This window comes from Sporosarcina sp. FA15, assembly GCF_051550195.1.
GTDB lineage: Bacteria > Bacillota > Bacilli > Bacillales_A > Planococcaceae > Sporosarcina > Sporosarcina psychrophila.
The window spans coordinates 832,212-850,429 of record NZ_CP188818.1 but is presented as its reverse complement, the minus strand read 5'-3'; the positions used below and the strand labels follow the sequence as shown (position 1 = coordinate 850,429).

The window sequence follows — 18,218 nt, the reverse complement described above, 5'->3', positions numbered from 1 at the left end:
TTATATTCTCTGCTACTGATTACATAACTAATGTGTACTTAACATACACAATTCCTCTTTGTCTTTTTGTTGTAATAACTCGATTTCTATTTGTTCATCCACTTTAGATTTTATTCCATTCAATAAAACAACCAAGCTATCACCGGTCCAACGATAGAACCAATGATAGCGGAGAGCGTCATTGCAATGGAACTATAGGATGCTTCCTGCTCCCCGATTTCAATTGCTTTCGATGTCCCAAGAGCATGAGCTGCTGCTCCCAGTCCGATGCCACGACCGATTGCAGTATCGATACGAAACCATTTCAAAAATGTTGGTCCAAGAATGATACCGGTAAATCCTGCAATCATGACAAAAGTGATTGTTAGCGAAGTTGCTCCACCCAATGCCGAAGCAATCTGTATAGCTATAGGTGTTGTAATCGATTTAGGTAATAATGACAGAACGATTTCTTTTGAGAATCCTGCCATTTTTGCAAAAAGCACACCGCTTACCATACCAAAAAGAACGCCCGTCAATACACCACCAAGTATGGGAAGCATATTCTGTTTGATTAACTCCCTTTGTTTATATAAAGGGATGGCCAATGATACAATCGCGGGTCCCAGCAACAGGTCAACCCACTTTCCACCAAGCATATAAGTTTCATATGGGACTTTGAAAAGAATGAGGATCAAAATAATGCCAATTGTTGTTGTTAGTATTGGTATGAAAAATGCTTTACGATACTTAAAGTATAACAAGTTCATAACAAGATAAACTGCAATCGTTACAATAACAAATAGGATTGAATACATCATTACTTGCATGAAATCCCCTCCTTGTTAGCAGATTTTTTGGCAAGAAATTGACTTATATAACTAGAAATCCACATCGTCAAAAACGTGCTAATCATTGTGATTGGTATTAATAGAAATCCTTTTCCTGCAAAAACATGTCCGTAATTCATCACACCGACAGTCGCCGGGATAAAATATAATGGTAAATAAGATAAAAGAAAGAAAGAACCTGATTCAATCCATTCAAGCCGAAATACTTTCAATGAAAGGGCCGCTAACAATACTAATAGTCCTATTATGCTTCCAGGAAGCGGCAAATGAAGAAAAAATTGAAGCCAGTTCCCCATCAAGACAAAACTGTACAACACTATGATTTGAAGAACTATTTTTATGTATTTCATAGATAAATCCCGCCTCCTTTCGTATCAGTATAAAGATATACAAGTAAAATATCAAAGACGTAATGAAACTATTTCAAAAATAGAACGTATATTATCTATAACTACCATTCAAAATACATAAGGAGGTTTTGTACATGTTTTCACCTTTTGGAGAAGCTATATTTACGTTTGTTCCCATCTTTATCGGCGGAGTTGCAATTATCATTTTTGGTGGAATAATCTTCATTGCTGTGAAATCTATCGGTACGTGGAATTCAAATAATAACTCCCCTAAACTGACAGTACCAGCCGAAGTTGTGACAAAAAGAACCAAGACTTCCGGCGGATCAGGCGATTCATCGGCAAGTACTTGGTATTATGCTACATTTCAAGTAGACAGCGGAGATCGTATGGAATTAGCTGTAAACGGTTCCCAATATGGTATGTTGGCTGATGGCGATGTGGGAATGCTCACTTTCCAGGGGACTCGTTTTAGTGGATTTGAACGGGTAAACAGTGTGTAATATTTTTTACATAAGTTCAAGTATTGAATACGATGGATAAACCGGGCGATGGCGCCTTATAAGTGGTAGAAGAAGCTATGAGACTAGTCTGGCCCAGGGCAGAAGGCTTCCCCTAGTGCCCAAGCATATTTGAATGTAATCTTTACTTCAATTTATTTCTATATAAAAACCCCGAATCTAGACCCTTTTTCATAGGATCCAAGGTTCGGGGTTTATTGTAAAGAGGACTATTCGTCACTCTCTTTTGGTTTCTCTTTTCTAGGTAGCAGTTCGGGTGTCGAGTCGAGCTGATCAAGGAATGATCTCGATTTTAATCGAATCCCTACTTGCTCATCGTAAATTGTTCGGACGAGTTTTTTCATGAAGATTTTTGTCGTCTTCTTTAACGTCAAATTACCGACCCGATTAATGGGAACTGTATAAAAGGTTCGGATCAATTTCAATTGACTGGGTGAAATTCGAATCGCATGCTTATCTACATGGAAGCATCGATGACAAATGAAGCCGATTTGCATAAATGAAAAAGCAAATTCACCTTCTGTCGCTCCACAATTTGCACACTGATGAAGTATTGGATGGATACCAGCGATCGGCAACATTTTCCATTCAACAAATAATGCAATTGCTTCTGGATCATATTGTTCATTGATAGCGTGAAGCGCTTCATACAACAAGCTGTATATACCAGAAATTCGCTCATTATCCTCCGTTAACTTATCAATCAATTCAACAACATAACTTGCATAAGCTGTTGCTTCCAAGTCTTCACGAATATGCCGCATCGAATCAATGGGTTCGCCTTGTTCAAGCGTCCCCATTCCTCTACCCGTACGGATCAAGAATGAACCATGTGTGAAAGGCTGCGTCACAGCAGCTAGCCTGCTCGCCGGTTTCTTCGCTCCACGGGCCATTGCTGTCATCTTACCGCCTTCACGAGTAAACAGTGTCACAATTTTATTGGACTCACCGTACGGGATACCTCTTAGAATGATTCCTTCCCATTTGTTCAGCGAAGCAATCACCTCTTTGTCTAGCTTCAGGTGCCAGCTCCTCGGGGTCACAAGTCATTTTGCTGCGGAGGCTAAAAGACGCCTCCTCACACACTACTTTGTGCCTGTCGGAGCTATGCGGCACCTTACGCTTTTCTTTGTCTAGCTTCAGGTGCCAGCTCCTCGGGGTCACAAGTCATTTTGCTGCGGAGGCTAAAAGACGCCTCCTCACACACTACCTTGTGCCTGTCGGAGCTATGCGGCACCTTATGCTTTTCTTTGTCTAGCTTCAGCGACCCAGACGCTCGGGTCATAAGTCATTCCAGCTATGCGGCAAAGTACGCCGCTCCGCCAGACTGTCTTATGCCTGTCGCGTCTTGGCGGGCCGCTTACGCTTTGGGCTCACACGAAGTGGGGCATGCATCCGTTGCCGCAGGACGCGGCGAACTTAGGATGCGTTCAATTCATTAATACTCGTCTTCCCTAAATCCGAATTCCTTCAGATGGCCGGGTTTATTACGCCAGTCTTTCTGCACTTTTACCCACAACTCAAGAAATACTTTCGAACCAAGTAGCATTTCGATGTCATGTCTAGCATTTGTTCCAATTTCTTTTAGCAATGCACCTCTTTTACCGATGACAATACCTTTTTGGGAATCACGGTCGACAACAATTGTCGCCATAACATTTACCATTTCCCGTCCTTCTTCGCGTTCAATCTTCTCAATTACAACCGCTATGGAGTGTGGAATCTCTTCTCTCGTTAAATGCAATACCTTTTCACGAACTAATTCAGAAATGATGAATCGTTCCGGGTGATCCGTTACTTGATCATCTGGATAGTATTTTGGTCCCTCTGGTAAATATTTTATCATCGTCTCGAGAAGGCGTTCAACATTATTTCCGTTGATCGCGGAAATTGGCACGATTTCAGCAAAGTCATATTCTGCTGTATACGAAGTAATGATTTTGAATAATTCATCCGGATGAACAAGATCAATTTTATTAATTATAAGGAATACCGGTGTCTTTGAATTCTCAAGAAGTTCCATGATGAAGCGGTCACCACGGCCAATCGGCTCATCTGCATTGACCATGAACATGACCACATCTACTTCTTTCAATGTGTTACGGGCCGTTTTCACCATGAAATCACCAAGTTTATGTTTTGGCTTATGAATCCCCGGTGTATCGATGAATATGATTTGAGATTTTTCTGTCGTGACAACACCTTGCACTTTATTGCGAGTTGTCTGTGGTTTGTCACTCATAATCGCAATCTTTTGTCCGACTACATGGTTAAGAAATGTCGATTTACCTACGTTTGGACGTCCAATAATCGAGATGAATCCCGATTTGAACCCCTTTTTATTGTTCTGCTGCATATGAAAGATCCTCCTTTGAAAATGCGCCTGGTAATAATTTTGCTACAGTTGTTTCTTCAATGTCCCCTTTTAGGTTCGTGAGGTAGACAGGCATCGAGCCATTACAAAACTCCGCAATTACTTGTCTGCATGCTCCACACGGGGAAACAGGTCCTTCTGTATCTGCAACTACTGCAAGCGCTTTGAAGCTACGTACGCCGTCGGAAACAGCTTTAAAAAATGCTGTTCGTTCTGCACAATTGGTCATGCTATAAGCGGAGTTTTCAATATTACAGCCGTGATAGATAGTCCCATCTTCGGCTAACAACGCCGCTCCAACTGGGAATTTTGAATACGGGACATACGCTTGCTCCCGTGCTTTTTTCGATTCAGCAATTAATTTTTCTACATCCATAAAGACACCTCTTTAATTTAGTTAAACCATTTCGGAATAAATAACATTAAACCGATTATTGCACTTCCAATCGCATACACTAAGACCGCGCCTGCTGCGAGGTCTTTCGCTTGTTTCGCGAGTATATGACGTTCAGTTGTTAGTAGATCGACGACACGTTCGACTGCAGAATTCATCAGCTCAAGCGCCAGCATTCCGCAAATCAGAATAATGACGATGAACCACTCTGTCCGCGAAAGACCCGTCATAAAACCCGCTACAATGACGAGGATTGCGGCCATCACATGCACTTTCGTATTCCGTTCCGCTCCTATGCCATAACAAATCCCATTCCATGCGTAGACAAAAGATTGAAGGAACTTCCGCATTGATCAATCACCTCTCGAGTCCGAATGATGCGAGGATCTCCTTTTGCCTGCGGAACATCTCAGCTTCCTCTTCTTCAGTTAAATGATCATAGCCGAGAAGGTGAAGGAAGCCGTGAAGCGCAAGAAATCCAATTTCACGATTAAAATCATGTCCGTATTCCCCTGCTTGCCGCTCAGCTGTTTCTACTGAAATAAGTATATCACCTAAAGCGGTTGGCATGCCTTCTTCAGGAATAATAGCTACTTCACCTTCCGTTAATTCTTCGAGCGCAAATGAAATGACATCCGTCGGTACATTTTTACCGCGATAAGTTGCATTCACTTCCTGAATATCTGCATCTGTCATGAATGTTACCGAAACCTCTAATTCGCCTGCTAGTTCCTCTTCTTTAGCGGTATGGTTTAACAGCTTTCGGATTAAATCCTCGATTTTGTCATCGACTCTAGCTGTTTCATCCTCAAAATGTATTTCCAACATCTACTACTAGCTCCCTTCGTACTCACTTCGGATATTCAATCCGGTTATGGAAAATTCCATTTAACGTTTCACACATAACTCTTTCCGCTTTCTTCAATTCTTTCATAGAAAGATCGCATTCATCGAATTGTCCATCGTTCATTTTATCATTAATGATAGATCGTACGAGAGCTGCAATTTTTTCTGAAGTCGGTTCTTTCATTGATCGTACAGCGGCCTCAACACTATCTGCTATTGAGATAATTGCAATTTCTTTTGTTTGAGGTTTGGGTCCCGCATAACGGAAATCCTCTTCTTTTACATCTTCCCCAGATTCCTTAGCTTTAAAGTAAAAATACTTCAATGTACTTGTTCCGTGATGCTGACGAGCGATATCAATGATTTCTACTGGCATTTTATGCTTTTCCAGAAGTCTCGCACCGTCTTCTCCGTGGGCAATAATGATGTCCCTACTTTTTTCTGGTGGCAATGAATCATGTGGATTTTGACCAGCATGCTGATTCTCGATGAAGTAACCCGGTCTCAGCGTCTTTCCAATATCATGATAATAACTTCCCACTCTGGCAAGAAGTCCATTCGCACCAATCGATTCACATGCTGCGTCGGCTAAATTTGCGACCATAACGCTATGATGATAAGTGCCTGGCGTTTCGGTTAGTACTTTTTTCAGTAGCGGGTGATTCGGGTTCGATAGTTCGATAAGTCGCATATCCGATAATAGTCGAAAGGCAGATTCAAAAAATGGCATAAGCCCAATTGTAAGAGCTCCTGACAATATACCCGAAACAATTGCCGCTATCATATAATACACTAATTCCGTCAAATCGTAAGATGACTGTGTCATTAAGAGGTAAAATCCAATGAACATCATATTTGAAACAGAAACCCCTAAGCTTGTTCGTAAAATATTCGAACGTCTGCCGTTGTCACCGAGTAAATACAAACTGACAATACCTCCGAAAAGTATGTACAATGCGACTTCCATCTGAATGATTGCCGCGTAACCTTCTTGAAGAAGAATTCCTGCTGTTGCTGCTGTGATAATTGTCGTCATTAGTGCAAGTCGCTCGTTCGTCAGAAGCTTAATAAGCATTGGAGCGAGTGCTGTCGGAAACAAGAATGCTAATAGGACATCAAAGTCTTTTTCAATAAGGGAAATGAGTTTCATTATGATGACGAGCAGGAAAAAAACAACTAATACAATGAGCAATGCCTTTTTCTTTACAACCCTATTTTCACTCCAGGATAGGAAATGCATATAAATAATCGCACCGACAAACAGGACAAATAAAATGAGACCTGCCAGCGGTTTCATGGACGACTGATTTGACAATACGCCCGCAAGCTCTAATTGCCTGTATATTTCTTTGTCAATGACCTGCCCTTCACGGACAATCACTTGTCCTTGCAAGATACGGGTAGGTTCAACGCTTTCCCGCGCCTGCTCAACCCTAGCCTTTGTCATTTCCTCATGAATCGATTCCGTCTCTACTACCAGAGAGCGGCTAAGCGTTATTAGAGTCTGTAAGATTGAAGATGAAACTGAATCTGTGAGCCTAATTTTCCGATCTACCTCATAGCGGACTGTCGACAGATCCGCAGTTCGTACCGGCTTCGATAATTCCTCACCTAGTACACCTACTAATACGCTTTGCGCGTTCAGTAAAGCATCTGTACTCTGGGATAAAAGATTAACTATGGCGTCATCACTAAGTCGCAGACTAGGTTCTTCCTTTTCCAAACTGGAAAGTTTAGTGCGCATTTCTGCTACTAATTCTTTAGAGGGCTTAGTAGCTATCTCCGATGTAGTTTGATCAGGCTCATCTTGGTTTTTTACTTCGATTAGAAAATCGAATAAAGACGTAGCGATTGCTTGTCTATTTTTTACAACATCTTCTGAAAATACATAGGAAGGTCCTACTTCATTAGCGGCACGTTCTCTGTCCTGTTCGGTTTTTACTGCGTCCTCAACCGTTTTTAAGGAACGGATAGTATCTGGTGCAATTTGAAAAGCTTTCAATTCATACGTTTCTTTTTTCACACTGCCATACATGAATGAAAAAAGGAGTACAGTGGATAGGCCGATTAAAAATAAGGATAAATAATTGAATTTAAGTGATTTAAATAACTTTCTAATTGGTTGGAACATTGGAATCTCTCCCCCTGCTTCTCTATAGATATAATCAGAGTAGCGATGATTCTAAAGAAAAAGCAGTCACTTTCTATGACTGCTCCTGTTCGTATGCTTCAATTATTTTCGCAACAAGTGGGTGACGAACAACATCACCTTGCTCTAAGTACTGAAAGTGAATATCTCCAACTTTTTTAAGGATTGATTCTGCAACGATTAAACCGGATTCAGTGTTTCTTGGTAAATCAATTTGTGTTTTGTCGCCGTTGATAACCATTTTCGACCCAAAACCGAGACGTGTTAAAAACATTTTCATTTGTGCTTTTGTCGTATTCTGTGCTTCGTCCAGAATAATGAATGCATCATCGAGTGTCCGTCCCCTCATATAAGCGAGCGGCGCAATTTCGATTACCCCTCGTTCCATAAGTCGATCCGTTTGTTCCGCTCCCAGAACATCGTGTAGCGCGTCGTACAGCGGACGAAGGTATGGGTCAACTTTCTCTTTTAAGTCACCTGGAAGGAAGCCTAGACTCTCTCCTGCTTCAACAGCGGGACGGGTTAAGACAATTCGCTTCGCAGAGCCCGTTTTCATAGCTAAAACAGCTAGTACGACCGCTAAGTACGTTTTCCCCGTCCCAGCCGGCCCGATACAGAATACAAGATCTCTCGATCGAATTGCGCTGACATATTCACGCTGACCGATTGTCTTCGCACGAATCGCTTTACCTTTCATATTCCTTGAAATTTCTTCATCGTACAACTCTGCAAAGTATTCAATTGTGCCACTTTTCACCATCTCGAGCGCAGTCGAGACATCTCGTTGATTGATATTAATGCCTTTACGTATTACTTTCAACAACTGTTCCAAAAGCTCTTTAGCCGAATTCCTACTATCTTCAGCACCACTGATTGATATCGTGTCGCCTCTAGTTAATACTGAAACATTTAACTGCTCTTCAATCAGTTTCATATTCTGATCAGAAATTCCGAGAAGCATTACTGTTTCATTCGGGTCTTCAACATGTAGTTGAATCATTTGCTCATCCAATAGGCTCAGTCTCCTTGGGAATCAGTCTTTTTTCAGCAATATTGTCATTGATAAGAAACAATATAGTCCCTCTAACTTTATCATTATCGAATGTCACGTGTAAAACTTTTTCATCTTTAATAATTGCTTTCGAAAAAGATTCCGACATTAATTTGTTTTTTAATAAGGGAATTATAACTGTTTCTTCCATTCCCTCAATCAATTCAAAGTGCCCTGCGGTTTCCTCCATATATCTTTCTGTTTCGATGAAAGACCCTAGAGACCATCCTTCTTTACCTTGCTGCTTCCATGGGAGGTTAAAAGAATAGTTCACAATTTCCTCACCCTGTAACTGGAATTTAATTTTTTTCGGAAGAGTAAAGGTGTATTCAACCCAATAATCCGCATACACGGCACCATCCGCTCCAACAACTGTCGTTTTATCACCTTGTTCCAATATACCTGTGGCTAGCACGTCCCCTTTCTTTACAGTCTGATGAACATGGCCGACCCTTTCCCCTTTTTCTAACGCAAAACGCGTTATAACGCCTCCTGTACGCGCTACAAGGTGTGACGGTGATTCGTTCTCTTCAATAATGTTAGTTGTGGGTGGTGATAACATCGGAATAATTGTCAGAGACGTTCCAACTCGTCTAAATCTAACCCACGATAAAGCAGGATCATCGAGCATGAGCTCTCGTCGAATTTCACCTTCATCAGGAATTAAAGCTAAGGGTCTTAACAAAACGATAGAGCTTTTTTCAAGTTTCTGCTCAATTCTGTCCACTACTTCCGGCATATCCGATTCAACATCTACTGTCCAAAGGAAAAATGAGGCAACAAAAGGAATGAGACATGCGATTAGGAAACGGCTAGATGTGAAAAGTCCAATTGAGCCTGATTCAAGATTCGCAATTGAAATGGCTACTTTTAATCGATAATGCCTTCTGTTACGCCGGATAGCACGAAGTCCGCTACGATCTGTTTGAAAATATGCCACCCCATCGACAACTGATAGCGATGTAATTTTTGTTCCAATTGTGACAAGTTTAGTGAGGAATCCGGAAAGGTTGCCGTCGCCTGATATTTTGATAGCATACCTTTTACGCATTGCGCTCCGCTTCCTTGTCTGCACCTGTAGTCACATTCATTGTGGTAATTGAAGTGAATGTGAAAACAGCAACTTCTTCTGATAAAGTTTCAACTGTTAAATCAGTGCCTATCGCCTCAATCCTGTATTCACCACTGCTAATGATCGCGAAATCGGGGCCAAGTTTCAACAAAGAATAAGGGCCATTAATTCGTAATGAAGCGAAATCTTCAATTGTAACTGATGAACCGGTCTGAAATAGTCTTTTCAAAATATAAAACCCCCTATCCACATCGTATGATTCGGATAGAGGGTCAATGCTTATCTTTTTGATTTCGGTGGGCCATAAATTTCAGAGAACACAATGCCTTTCAGCAAGTCCCCTTGACTTTTCGGCATTAAATCGTGCGATTGTATAGCAGACACAGTTGGACGTTGACCACCATGTGCAGACAATCTTCCACTATGTCGATTCACGGATGAATCTGGGCGTTCGATGTGACGATTCGCTGATGAATTAGTACGTTCTTTTCTGTCAGCAGTTGGTCTTGCAGGTGGTACTACTACAGGAGCTGAAGGAACCGTTACTGTTGCCTGTTGCTGCTGTTTTGGCAGCTGGCGGATAGGTGGTTCCGCATCTGCTCCTGCCATTTCTCTCTGCAATTCACGGTACATCTCTTTTAATTTAGTTGTAGGACCCTCTGGAGCGTTCCCCGTTGCCGTGGACGGCTTAGGCTTTGGCCCCTCAGCTGGATCTTTTTTCTTGCCCCTAAAAAAAGATCCGACAATTGCCAAAATGATAAAAATGATTATCTGTTCCATTCGTGCATCCCCTTTCCAGGAAATGGCTCCTCAAGTATTAGTTCTTCTTAATTTCTGTAGATTCCTTATCTCCGCCAAAGTTACTGATGGAGTCACGCATTCCTGTATCTGCCTGGATATTTTTATAATTCACATAATCCATGACACCAATATTGCCCTTACGTAGCGCTTCTGCCATAGCAAGCGGAACTTCCGCTTCAGCACTGACAACTTTCGCACGCATTTCTTCAACTTTCGCTTTCATTTCCTGTTCGTTTGCAACTGCCATTGCACGGCGTTCTTCTGCTTTTGCCTGTGCAATGTTTTTATCAGCCATTGCTTGTTCAGTTTGAAGTTCTGCACCGATGTTTTTACCAATATCAACGTCTGCGATATCAATCGATAGAATTTCGAATGCAGTACCTGAGTCAAGACCTTTTGCTAGAACAGTTTGAGAAATCATATCAGGATTTTCCAATACTTTTGCATGGTCGATAGATGAACCGATTGTCGAGATAATACCCTCACCAACACGGGCAACGATTGTTTCTTCACCTGCACCACCGACAAGACGGTCGATGTTTGCACGTACTGTAATACGCGCTTTTGCTTTTACTTCAATCCCGTTCATTGCCACACCGGCGATGAATGGTGTTTCAATAACTTTCGGGTTAACGGACATTTGAACCGCTTCTAGAACGTCACGTCCTGCAAGATCGATTGCAGCAGCACGTTCAAATGTAAGTTCGATGTTCGCACGGTGTGCAGCGATCAGAGCATTGACAACACGGTCAACGTTCCCTCCCGCAAGATAATGACTTTCAAGCTGATTAATTGAAACATCGAGTCCAGCTTTATGTGCTTTAATAAGCGGATTAACAATTCGACTCGGAATAACCCGGCGAAGACGCATACCGATCAATGTGAATATACTTACTCTAACGCCTGCTGCCATTGCTGAAATCCACAGCGCCACAGGAACGAGTGTGAAAAATGCTGACAATACGATGATTGCTACAACTGCTATTACAACGACCATTACTAAACTTCCTGAACCTAAGAGTCCTGCCATTATTTAATTTCCCCCTTTTCTACTGATTCCCTGACTACAATCCGGGAACCTTCAACCTTTACAATGATAACATGTATTCCTTTAGCGATGTAGCTTCCTTCAGAAACAACATCGATTCGTTCTCCATCTAACTCAATTGCACCAGATGGTCTAAGTGCAGTCGATGTTTTTGCAATGCGTCCAAGCAATTCAACCCTGTTCACATTCGAAACATAACCACTTTCCGTATCAGTTGTATCCATTAGCACAACCTTGTTGAGCAAGTGCAGTTTTTTACCGAAAAATTTCATAATAATCACCATCCCTATAACAGCGATAGCAACCGCGATAAGGACAGAAATCGCCATATACATCGGATTGCCGCCCGCCATAATGATACTACCTATAATTGCGAGCGTTCCAATGACACCTGCTATACCATGGGGCAAGAAGAATTCCGCTACGATGAGAACGACCCCTATTAGAAACAGGATAATCGTTTCATAACCCGCAAGCCCGGCAACAAGATGTCCGTAAAAGAATAGAGCTAATGAACTAGCAGCCATCGTTCCGGCTACACCAAATCCTGGCGAGTACATTTCCAACACAAATCCAAGTCCCGCAATTGATAAAAGAATCGGTACAACGACCGGATGGGTGATGAAACGAGCAATACTTTCCGTAAATGTTTCATTTGTTGAAATGATTTCTGCATTTTCAAGCCCTGTTACTTTTAGCAATTCATTGAAAGATCCAACTGTTCCTTGACTGTAACCGACTTCTTTTGCTTCATCCGCTTTAAGCGTTAACAGTTTCCCAACTCCAGCCCGATATGCGGGTAAGTCAATATCAGGTTCTGCCATTGCTTCTGCATATTTCGGTTCTCGGTCTTTCTTCGACTCAGCAGCCGTTTTCATTTCCGCGACCCATAAACTATGAGCCTTAGCATCCGCCGCATTTCCCTCCGAATCAATTACTTGTGATGCGCCCATTGTGGCTGTAGGTGACATATAGATTTCATCGGCATAAAGCGCTATGAATGCACCAGCAGAGATTGCTTTATTATTAATGTAAGCGATTACCCGCAAATCACTTTCATTTATCAGCCTGGCAATTTGGTCGGCCGCATCAGTAAATCCACCCGGTGTATTAATCTCCAAGATGATCGCCTCTGCTCCCGCCGCCTCCGCTTCTGTAAATGACCGCTGTAAAAATGCGTACAATCCTTTCTCAACTACGTTCTCAACTGGCACTTTATAGACTTTCGAAGCTGCAGCTCCCGTTTCTAAGAGTGGGAATGCTAACACAGATACGAATAAAATGAACAGGAGAACCCTTCCTATCATTTTATGCATAGTATTTTTCACCTCTCTCTATAGATTCTATTATATCTCTATATACGTTCCAAATGCTCAGAAGTTTCACTTTCCCTTAATTTTTTTGTTTTATCTCATATACAAATAAACCGGAAAACCCATAAAGGATTTTCCGGTTTACCAAATTTTAATTTCAAAACAAGGTCGAACTCATCACCACAGGAAATCAGAATTTACGTTTCCTTGCAGCTTCAGATTTCTTTTTACGTTTTTCACTCGGCTTATCATAAAACTCACGCTTTCTTACCTCTTGTATTGTTCCACTTTTGGATACAGTACGTTTGAAGCGGCGAAGAGCATCTTCAAGCGATTCGTTTTTACGAACAACAGTTTTCGACATATCTCTTGTCCCTCCCTCCAAACACACTTCTAGAACATGACCAAGTGCCATGTACTCATAAATTATACCGCGGATTTAACTATAGGTCAATATAAAACTTTTAAATTAATAATCAGATTGTGATTCAAGACCCTGCATAATCTGAACGCCTGAACTGGCACCAATTCTTGTAGCTCCTGCGTCAATCATTTTCTTCATATCCTCTAAATTCCGGACACCACCTGAAGCTTTAACACCCATTTCAGGTCCGACAACAGCTCTCATTAACTTCACATCATCTTCAGTCGCACCGCCTGTTGAAAAGCCTGTCGATGTTTTCACGAAATCAGCACCCGCAAGGACAGAAAGTTCACATGCTTTCCTTTTTTCCTTATCCGTTAAAAGGGACGTTTCAATGATGACTTTAACAATTGCTTTTCCTTTTGCAGCATTAACTACCGCTTCGATTTCTTTTTTCACAGTTTCATCATCACCGCCACGAAGTGCGCCAATATTGATAACCATATCAATTTCATTAGCACCGTTTGTAATTGCGTCCCTAGTTTCAAACGCTTTTACTTCGGAAGTTGAAGCTCCTAGAGGGAAACCAATAACTGTACACACTTTAACAGGTGATCCTTCTAGCGCAGCAGCTGCTGTTTTCACCCATGTAGGGTTTACACAAACAGATGCAAACGTGTATTTTCGAGCTTCTTCACATAATGTTACGATTTCATTGTTCTTTGCGTCAGCTTTCAATAATGTATGATCAATGTAAGTTGCAAAATTTGTATTCAAATGAATACCTCCTCGAGTTGTCCGTACTTCTCACATCATATCAAGAACAATTCATTTCTGCACGAAAAAAGCTGTTTCTACTCAAAATAAAGTAGGAACAGCTTTTATGGAAACCTTAAACAAGTTGTATTTCTTCCTCCATAATGCGGACAAATTGCCCTTCGTTATATGGATAACCTGCTTGTGCAATTTTCACACGAACAATTTTCCCTACCATTGATTCATCGGCAGCGAAAACAACTTTCAAATAGTTATCTGAATAGCCTTCATACAGACCACTTTCCGGTTCAAGTTTATACTTCTCTTCTGGGATGACTTCAAGTACTTCATCTTCAAAAGTAGATGCATATTGTTTCGCTAGCTGATCATTCAATTCAATTAAACGGTGAACACGCTCGTTTTTCACTTCTTCCGGAACCTGATCTTCCATTCTAGCGGCAGGAGTACCAGTTCGTTTTGAATAAGGAAAAACGTGAAGTTCGGAAAATCTGTGATCACGAATAAAATTGTACGTTTCCATGAACTCTTCTTCTGTCTCACCTGGGAAACCGACGATGACGTCCGAAGTGATTGCTAGGTGCGGCAACGCTTCACGAAGTCTGTCTAGACGTTCTGCGAAAAACGCCATTGTATATTTCCGGCGCATACGCTTAAGCACCGTGTCTGAACCGGACTGAATCGGAATGTGCAGGTGGCGGACGATAGTTGTTGAATCTCGAAGAACATCAATTACTTCATCCGTCAGCTGACTCGCTTCAATCGAACTAATGCGAAGGCGTTTCAGTCCTTTGACTTGTGTTTCAAGGTCCCGAAGAAGACGAGCAAGATTGTAATCTTTCAAATCTTCACCGTAACCGCCCGTATGTATACCGGTTAATACAATTTCAAGGTAACCCGCATCAACAAGCTGTTGCGCTTGTCGAATGACTTCTTGTGGATCACGTGAACGCATTAGTCCACGCGCCCAAGGAATGATACAGAACGTACAGAAGTTATTGCACCCTTCTTGGATTTTGAGCGATGCACGTGTACGATCCGAAAATGTAGGTACGTCAAGTTCTTCATAAATCCTGTTTTTCATGATGTTGCGGACTGCATTGATTGGCTGACGCTCCGTACGGAATTCATCAATGAGTCCGAGGAGCTTTGTCCGATCTTGTGTTCCAACAACGATATCTACTCCCGGAATCGCCATAATTTCCGCAGGAGACGTTTGTGCATAACAACCTGTTACGCAAATTACAGCGTCCGGATTTTTCCGAACAGCACGACGGATGACTTGCCGGCTTTTTTTATCACCGGTATTCGTCACTGTACATGTATTAATGACATAAACATCAGAATTTTTTTCGAAATCCCCGCGGACATAACCGGCTTCTTTAAAAAGTTGCCAGATTGCCTCGGTTTCGTAATGATTCACTTTGCAGCCCAACGTATGGAATGCGACCGAAGACACAACTGCTCACCACTTTCATTCAAATTCGTATGACATTGCGGACAATAAATACAATGGAGCCGTTTCCGTCCGCAGTATTCGCGGACCTAACGCTATCGGTAAAAAACCTGCCGAACGTAGTGTTTCGGCTTCTGTCCTAGACAATCCGCCTTCAGGACCAAATACAGCAAGTACTGTTTGACCAGGTAATACACTTTTTAAACGGTCCGAAATTTTATGTGGATCCCCACTTTTCGCGTCTTCTTCATCAGCAACTAGAAGGACATCAAAGTTCTCTGATTCAGCGATTAACTGCTTAACAGAAAATGGATTTCGCACTTCCGGGATAACTGTGCGATGACATTGCTCAGCAGCTTCTTTGGCAATTTTGCGAAGCCGTTCAACTTTTTTGTCACCTTTTTTGTCATCCCATTTTACAATAGATCTCTCGGCTTGAAACGGAAAAATCCCTGCCATGCCGAGTTCCGTTCCTTTTTGAACGATTAAATCGAGTTTGTCACCTTTCGGGAGACCACAAGCTACCGTTACTTTAACAGGCATTTCGTTTGACTGAAGAGGTTCTCCTTTGCGACGGATTACGATGCCATCAGGTAAAAGCTCTGTAATTTGGGAGACGAAGGCTTCGCCATTAGTAACAGCGATGACGTCATCATCAACGGTCATTCGCATAACACGCGCGATATGTTTAGCGTCATCACCAGTAATTATTGCATTTCCATCTTCATCAAAAGGAGATTGCAGAAAATAGCGTTGCAAATCGTTACACGCTCCTTTTTTGAGCGATGATAGCAACCCAGTCTTCCATAAGTACAGATTCGACAATCTCAAATCCTTTGCTGATTAGGTCGTCTTTTACTAGATCACGTTTTTGTCCAATGATTCCCGAAACAATAAACAAGCCATTTTCCGGTAAAATTGAATACGCATCTTGCGAAAAGGAAATGATAACTTCTGCAAGGATATTCGCGATGATGATTTCAGCCGGCTCTTTTACAGAATCCAGAAGATTGCCGTGCTTCACTTCCACTGTTTCTTCAACATGATTCAGCTCAATGTTTTCTTTTGCAGCTACAACTGCAACCTGGTCCAAATCAAGTGCGTGGACACGTGAAGCACCTAGAAGTGCTGCCCCGATAGATAACACGCCTGAACCTGTTCCCACGTCAACAACTGTGTCTCCCGGCTTGACGTATTTCTCAAGCGCTTGTAAACACATTACCGTTGTAGGATGTGTGCCCGTTCCAAACGCCATGCCAGGATCAAGTTCAATAATCAATTCATCTGATTCAACAGGTTCATATTCTTCCCATGTCGGTACAATTGTAAAACGTCCAGAAATTTTGACAGGATGATAGTATTTTTTCCAGGCAGTTGCCCAATCTTCTTCATCGACTTCATTTGTCTGAATGGCATTTTCCCCTGCGTCTATTCCGAATTCCGATAAACCTTTGATAGATTGGTCGATATCTTTCACCGTTTCAATAAGAAAAGTAGTGACTGGTAAATAGGCTTTTAAGATAACGCCATCTACTGGGAAATCGTTCTTGTCGAGTGCCCATATTTCACCGAACCGGTCTTCGTGGATTCGACTTGGATCTGCTGAATCTTCGATAACGACTCCACTTGCACCTGCTTCGTGTAAAATATTCGCTACTGCTTCAGTTGCTTCATGCGTCGTATGAATAGAAATTTCCGACCACTTCAAATGAATTCATCCCTTTCAGTCGCCTTTAATTGAACGTTTGATTTTATCGAACAGTGAACTTGAATACTCGTCAAGCGAATCGCCGCTAATTGCCGCAAATTCACGCATCAGTTCTTTCTGTTTTTCTGTCATCTTTTTAGGCGTCAACACTTTCACAACAACATGCTGATCTCCAATACCGCGGCCATGAACGTTTTTAACACCTTTACCTTTTAGGCGGAATCGTGTTCCTGTTTGCGTGCCTGCTGGGATTTTCAAATTCACATTGCCTTGTACAGTTGGCACTTCAATCTCATCACCGAGTGAAGCTTGCGGGAAGGAAAGGTTGAGTTCCAAATAGATGTCGTCGTCTTCACGGATAAATTTCTCATGAGCCCTGACGCGGAATACGATATATAAGTCGCCCGCAGGTCCACCTTTATGACCAGGTTCTCCCTGTCCAGATACCCGAAGCTGTTGTCCATCATCGACCCCCTCAGGAATCGTTACTTTAATCTTCTTCCTTTTCGTCACTTTACCTGCTCCGTGACAAGTCGAACATTTCTCAGGAATTATTTTTCCAGTTCCTTGACAATGCTGACACGCTCGACGATTAACCATTTGGCCAAGTGGCGTGTTTTGCGTAACGCTGATTTGACCCGAGCCGCCACAATGTGTACACGTCTTAGGTTTAGTCCCTTTTTTAGCGCCTGACCCATCACAAGTATCACAGTCTTCTTCTTTCGGTATTTCAACTTCCGTTTCCTTACCGAAAACAGCTTCCATGAAATCAATGTTCATCGAATACTGTAGATCGTCGCCTTTTCTAGGTGCATTTGGATCACGTCGTCGTGTATTTCCACCGAAAAACGAACTGAATATATCATCGAAGCCGAATCCATCAGCTCCGCCGCCTCCGCCACCAAAACCACCAAATCCTTGATTCGGATCCGTATGTCCATATTGGTCGTAATTCGCTTTTTTCGAATCGTCGCTCAGCACTTCATATGCTTCGGTCACTTCTTTAAACTTATCAACTGCATCATCTGCTTTGTTCAAGTCGGGATGATATTTTTTCGAAAGCGAACGATACGCTTTCCTAATCTCATCTTTTGATGCCGATTTTGTTATACCAAGCACGTCATAATAATCTCTTTTACTCATTACTTCACTCTCCCGAAATACTTT

At 42.0% G+C, this 18,218-nt stretch carries 21 protein-coding genes; 1 reads left to right on the top strand and 20 read right to left on the bottom strand.

Translation table 11 applies throughout. The features are described from left to right. Positions 1 to 119 precede the first annotated feature (119 nt). Together ACP8HG_RS04110 and ACP8HG_RS04105 are read right to left on the bottom strand one after the other, a co-directional pair. On the bottom strand, positions 120 to 809 hold the full coding sequence (locus tag ACP8HG_RS04110; RefSeq protein ID WP_338652644.1) for an LrgB family protein: 690 nt from the start codon (positions 807 to 809) through the stop codon (positions 120 to 122). Next, on the bottom strand, positions 800 to 1,180 hold the full coding sequence (locus tag ACP8HG_RS04105) for a CidA/LrgA family holin-like protein (protein ID WP_338652645.1): 381 nt from the start codon (positions 1,178 to 1,180) through the stop codon (positions 800 to 802). Before ACP8HG_RS04105 ends, ACP8HG_RS04110 begins: the two co-directional genes overlap by 10 nt. A gap of 134 nt (positions 1,181 to 1,314) precedes the next feature. Here ACP8HG_RS04105 and ACP8HG_RS04100 point away from each other — a divergent pair, with 134 nt between their 5' ends. Next, a complete protein-coding gene (locus ACP8HG_RS04100; protein ID WP_338652647.1) occupies positions 1,315 to 1,683 on the top strand; it encodes a DUF2500 domain-containing protein in 369 nt (122 codons plus the stop codon). 227 nt (positions 1,684 to 1,910) lie between these two features. Here the strand turns inward: ACP8HG_RS04100 and recO are convergent, their stop codons facing one another. The 18 genes from recO to dnaJ form a co-directional block, all read right to left on the bottom strand. Further along, positions 1,911 to 2,744: a DNA repair protein RecO gene (gene recO, locus ACP8HG_RS04095; RefSeq protein ID WP_438298220.1), complete on the bottom strand. Its 834-nt coding sequence runs from the start codon at positions 2,742 to 2,744 to the stop codon at positions 1,911 to 1,913. A 395-nt stretch (positions 2,745 to 3,139) separates the two neighbouring features. Next, complete coding sequence (gene era / locus ACP8HG_RS04090) at positions 3,140 to 4,057, bottom strand: GTPase Era (RefSeq protein ID WP_067208394.1); 918 nt, start codon at positions 4,055 to 4,057, stop codon at positions 3,140 to 3,142. Beyond that, on the bottom strand, positions 4,041 to 4,451 hold the full coding sequence (locus ACP8HG_RS04085; protein WP_067208391.1) for a cytidine deaminase: 411 nt from the start codon (positions 4,449 to 4,451) through the stop codon (positions 4,041 to 4,043). Before ACP8HG_RS04085 ends, era begins: the two co-directional genes overlap by 17 nt. A 17-nt stretch (positions 4,452 to 4,468) precedes the next feature. After that, entirely contained in the window at positions 4,469 to 4,819 is a 351-nt protein-coding gene (locus ACP8HG_RS04080) for a diacylglycerol kinase family protein (RefSeq protein WP_067208388.1), read from the bottom strand. A gap of 7 nt (positions 4,820 to 4,826) precedes the next feature. Next, a complete protein-coding gene (gene ybeY, locus ACP8HG_RS04075) occupies positions 4,827 to 5,297 on the bottom strand; it encodes an rRNA maturation RNase YbeY (RefSeq protein ID WP_438298219.1) in 471 nt (156 codons plus the stop codon). Positions 5,298 to 5,319: 22 nt separating this feature from the next. Further along, a complete protein-coding gene (locus ACP8HG_RS04070) occupies positions 5,320 to 7,446 on the bottom strand; it encodes an HD family phosphohydrolase (RefSeq protein ID WP_187047509.1) in 2,127 nt (708 codons plus the stop codon). A 73-nt stretch (positions 7,447 to 7,519) separates the two neighbouring features. Continuing rightward, positions 7,520 to 8,464, bottom strand: coding sequence for a PhoH family protein (locus ACP8HG_RS04065; RefSeq protein ID WP_370569999.1), 945 nt, complete (start codon positions 8,462 to 8,464; stop codon positions 7,520 to 7,522). A 4-nt stretch (positions 8,465 to 8,468) separates the two neighbouring features. Beyond that, positions 8,469 to 9,566, bottom strand: coding sequence for a sporulation protein YqfD (locus ACP8HG_RS04060; RefSeq protein WP_067208381.1), 1,098 nt, complete (start codon positions 9,564 to 9,566; stop codon positions 8,469 to 8,471). Next, positions 9,559 to 9,816: a hypothetical protein gene (locus tag ACP8HG_RS04055; protein WP_067208378.1), complete on the bottom strand. Its 258-nt coding sequence runs from the start codon at positions 9,814 to 9,816 to the stop codon at positions 9,559 to 9,561. Before ACP8HG_RS04055 ends, ACP8HG_RS04060 begins: the two co-directional genes overlap by 8 nt. 50 nt (positions 9,817 to 9,866) lie before the next feature. Beyond that, positions 9,867 to 10,367, bottom strand: a complete 501-nt coding sequence (locus ACP8HG_RS04050) for a hypothetical protein (RefSeq protein ID WP_187047508.1) — start codon at positions 10,365 to 10,367, stop codon at positions 9,867 to 9,869. 37 nt (positions 10,368 to 10,404) lie between these two features. Further along, positions 10,405 to 11,385, bottom strand: coding sequence for a flotillin-like protein FloA (gene floA, locus ACP8HG_RS04045; protein ID WP_156476156.1), 981 nt, complete (start codon positions 11,383 to 11,385; stop codon positions 10,405 to 10,407). Between the two features lie 32 nt (positions 11,386 to 11,417). Then, complete coding sequence (locus ACP8HG_RS04040; protein WP_067208371.1) at positions 11,418 to 12,752, bottom strand: NfeD family protein; 1,335 nt, start codon at positions 12,750 to 12,752, stop codon at positions 11,418 to 11,420. A gap of 187 nt (positions 12,753 to 12,939) precedes the next feature. Continuing rightward, complete coding sequence (gene rpsU, locus ACP8HG_RS04035) at positions 12,940 to 13,113, bottom strand: 30S ribosomal protein S21 (protein ID WP_067208368.1); 174 nt, start codon at positions 13,111 to 13,113, stop codon at positions 12,940 to 12,942. A gap of 105 nt (positions 13,114 to 13,218) precedes the next feature. Next, positions 13,219 to 13,890, bottom strand: coding sequence for a deoxyribose-phosphate aldolase (gene deoC, locus ACP8HG_RS04030; RefSeq protein ID WP_067208365.1), 672 nt, complete (start codon positions 13,888 to 13,890; stop codon positions 13,219 to 13,221). A 115-nt stretch (positions 13,891 to 14,005) separates the two neighbouring features. After that, a complete protein-coding gene (gene mtaB, locus ACP8HG_RS04025) occupies positions 14,006 to 15,346 on the bottom strand; it encodes a tRNA (N(6)-L-threonylcarbamoyladenosine(37)-C(2))-methylthiotransferase MtaB (RefSeq protein WP_067208362.1) in 1,341 nt (446 codons plus the stop codon). A 15-nt stretch (positions 15,347 to 15,361) separates the two neighbouring features. Next, positions 15,362 to 16,102, bottom strand: a complete 741-nt coding sequence (locus tag ACP8HG_RS04020; protein ID WP_067208359.1) for a 16S rRNA (uracil(1498)-N(3))-methyltransferase — start codon at positions 16,100 to 16,102, stop codon at positions 15,362 to 15,364. A gap of 4 nt (positions 16,103 to 16,106) precedes the next feature. Beyond that, on the bottom strand, positions 16,107 to 17,051 hold the full coding sequence (prmA, locus tag ACP8HG_RS04015; RefSeq protein WP_187047504.1) for a 50S ribosomal protein L11 methyltransferase: 945 nt from the start codon (positions 17,049 to 17,051) through the stop codon (positions 16,107 to 16,109). A gap of 15 nt (positions 17,052 to 17,066) precedes the next feature. Beyond that, positions 17,067 to 18,194 (bottom strand): molecular chaperone DnaJ, encoded by a 1,128-nt coding sequence (dnaJ, locus tag ACP8HG_RS04010; RefSeq protein ID WP_338652654.1) that lies wholly within the window; start codon positions 18,192 to 18,194, stop codon positions 17,067 to 17,069. Between the last annotated feature and the right edge of the window lie 24 nt (positions 18,195 to 18,218).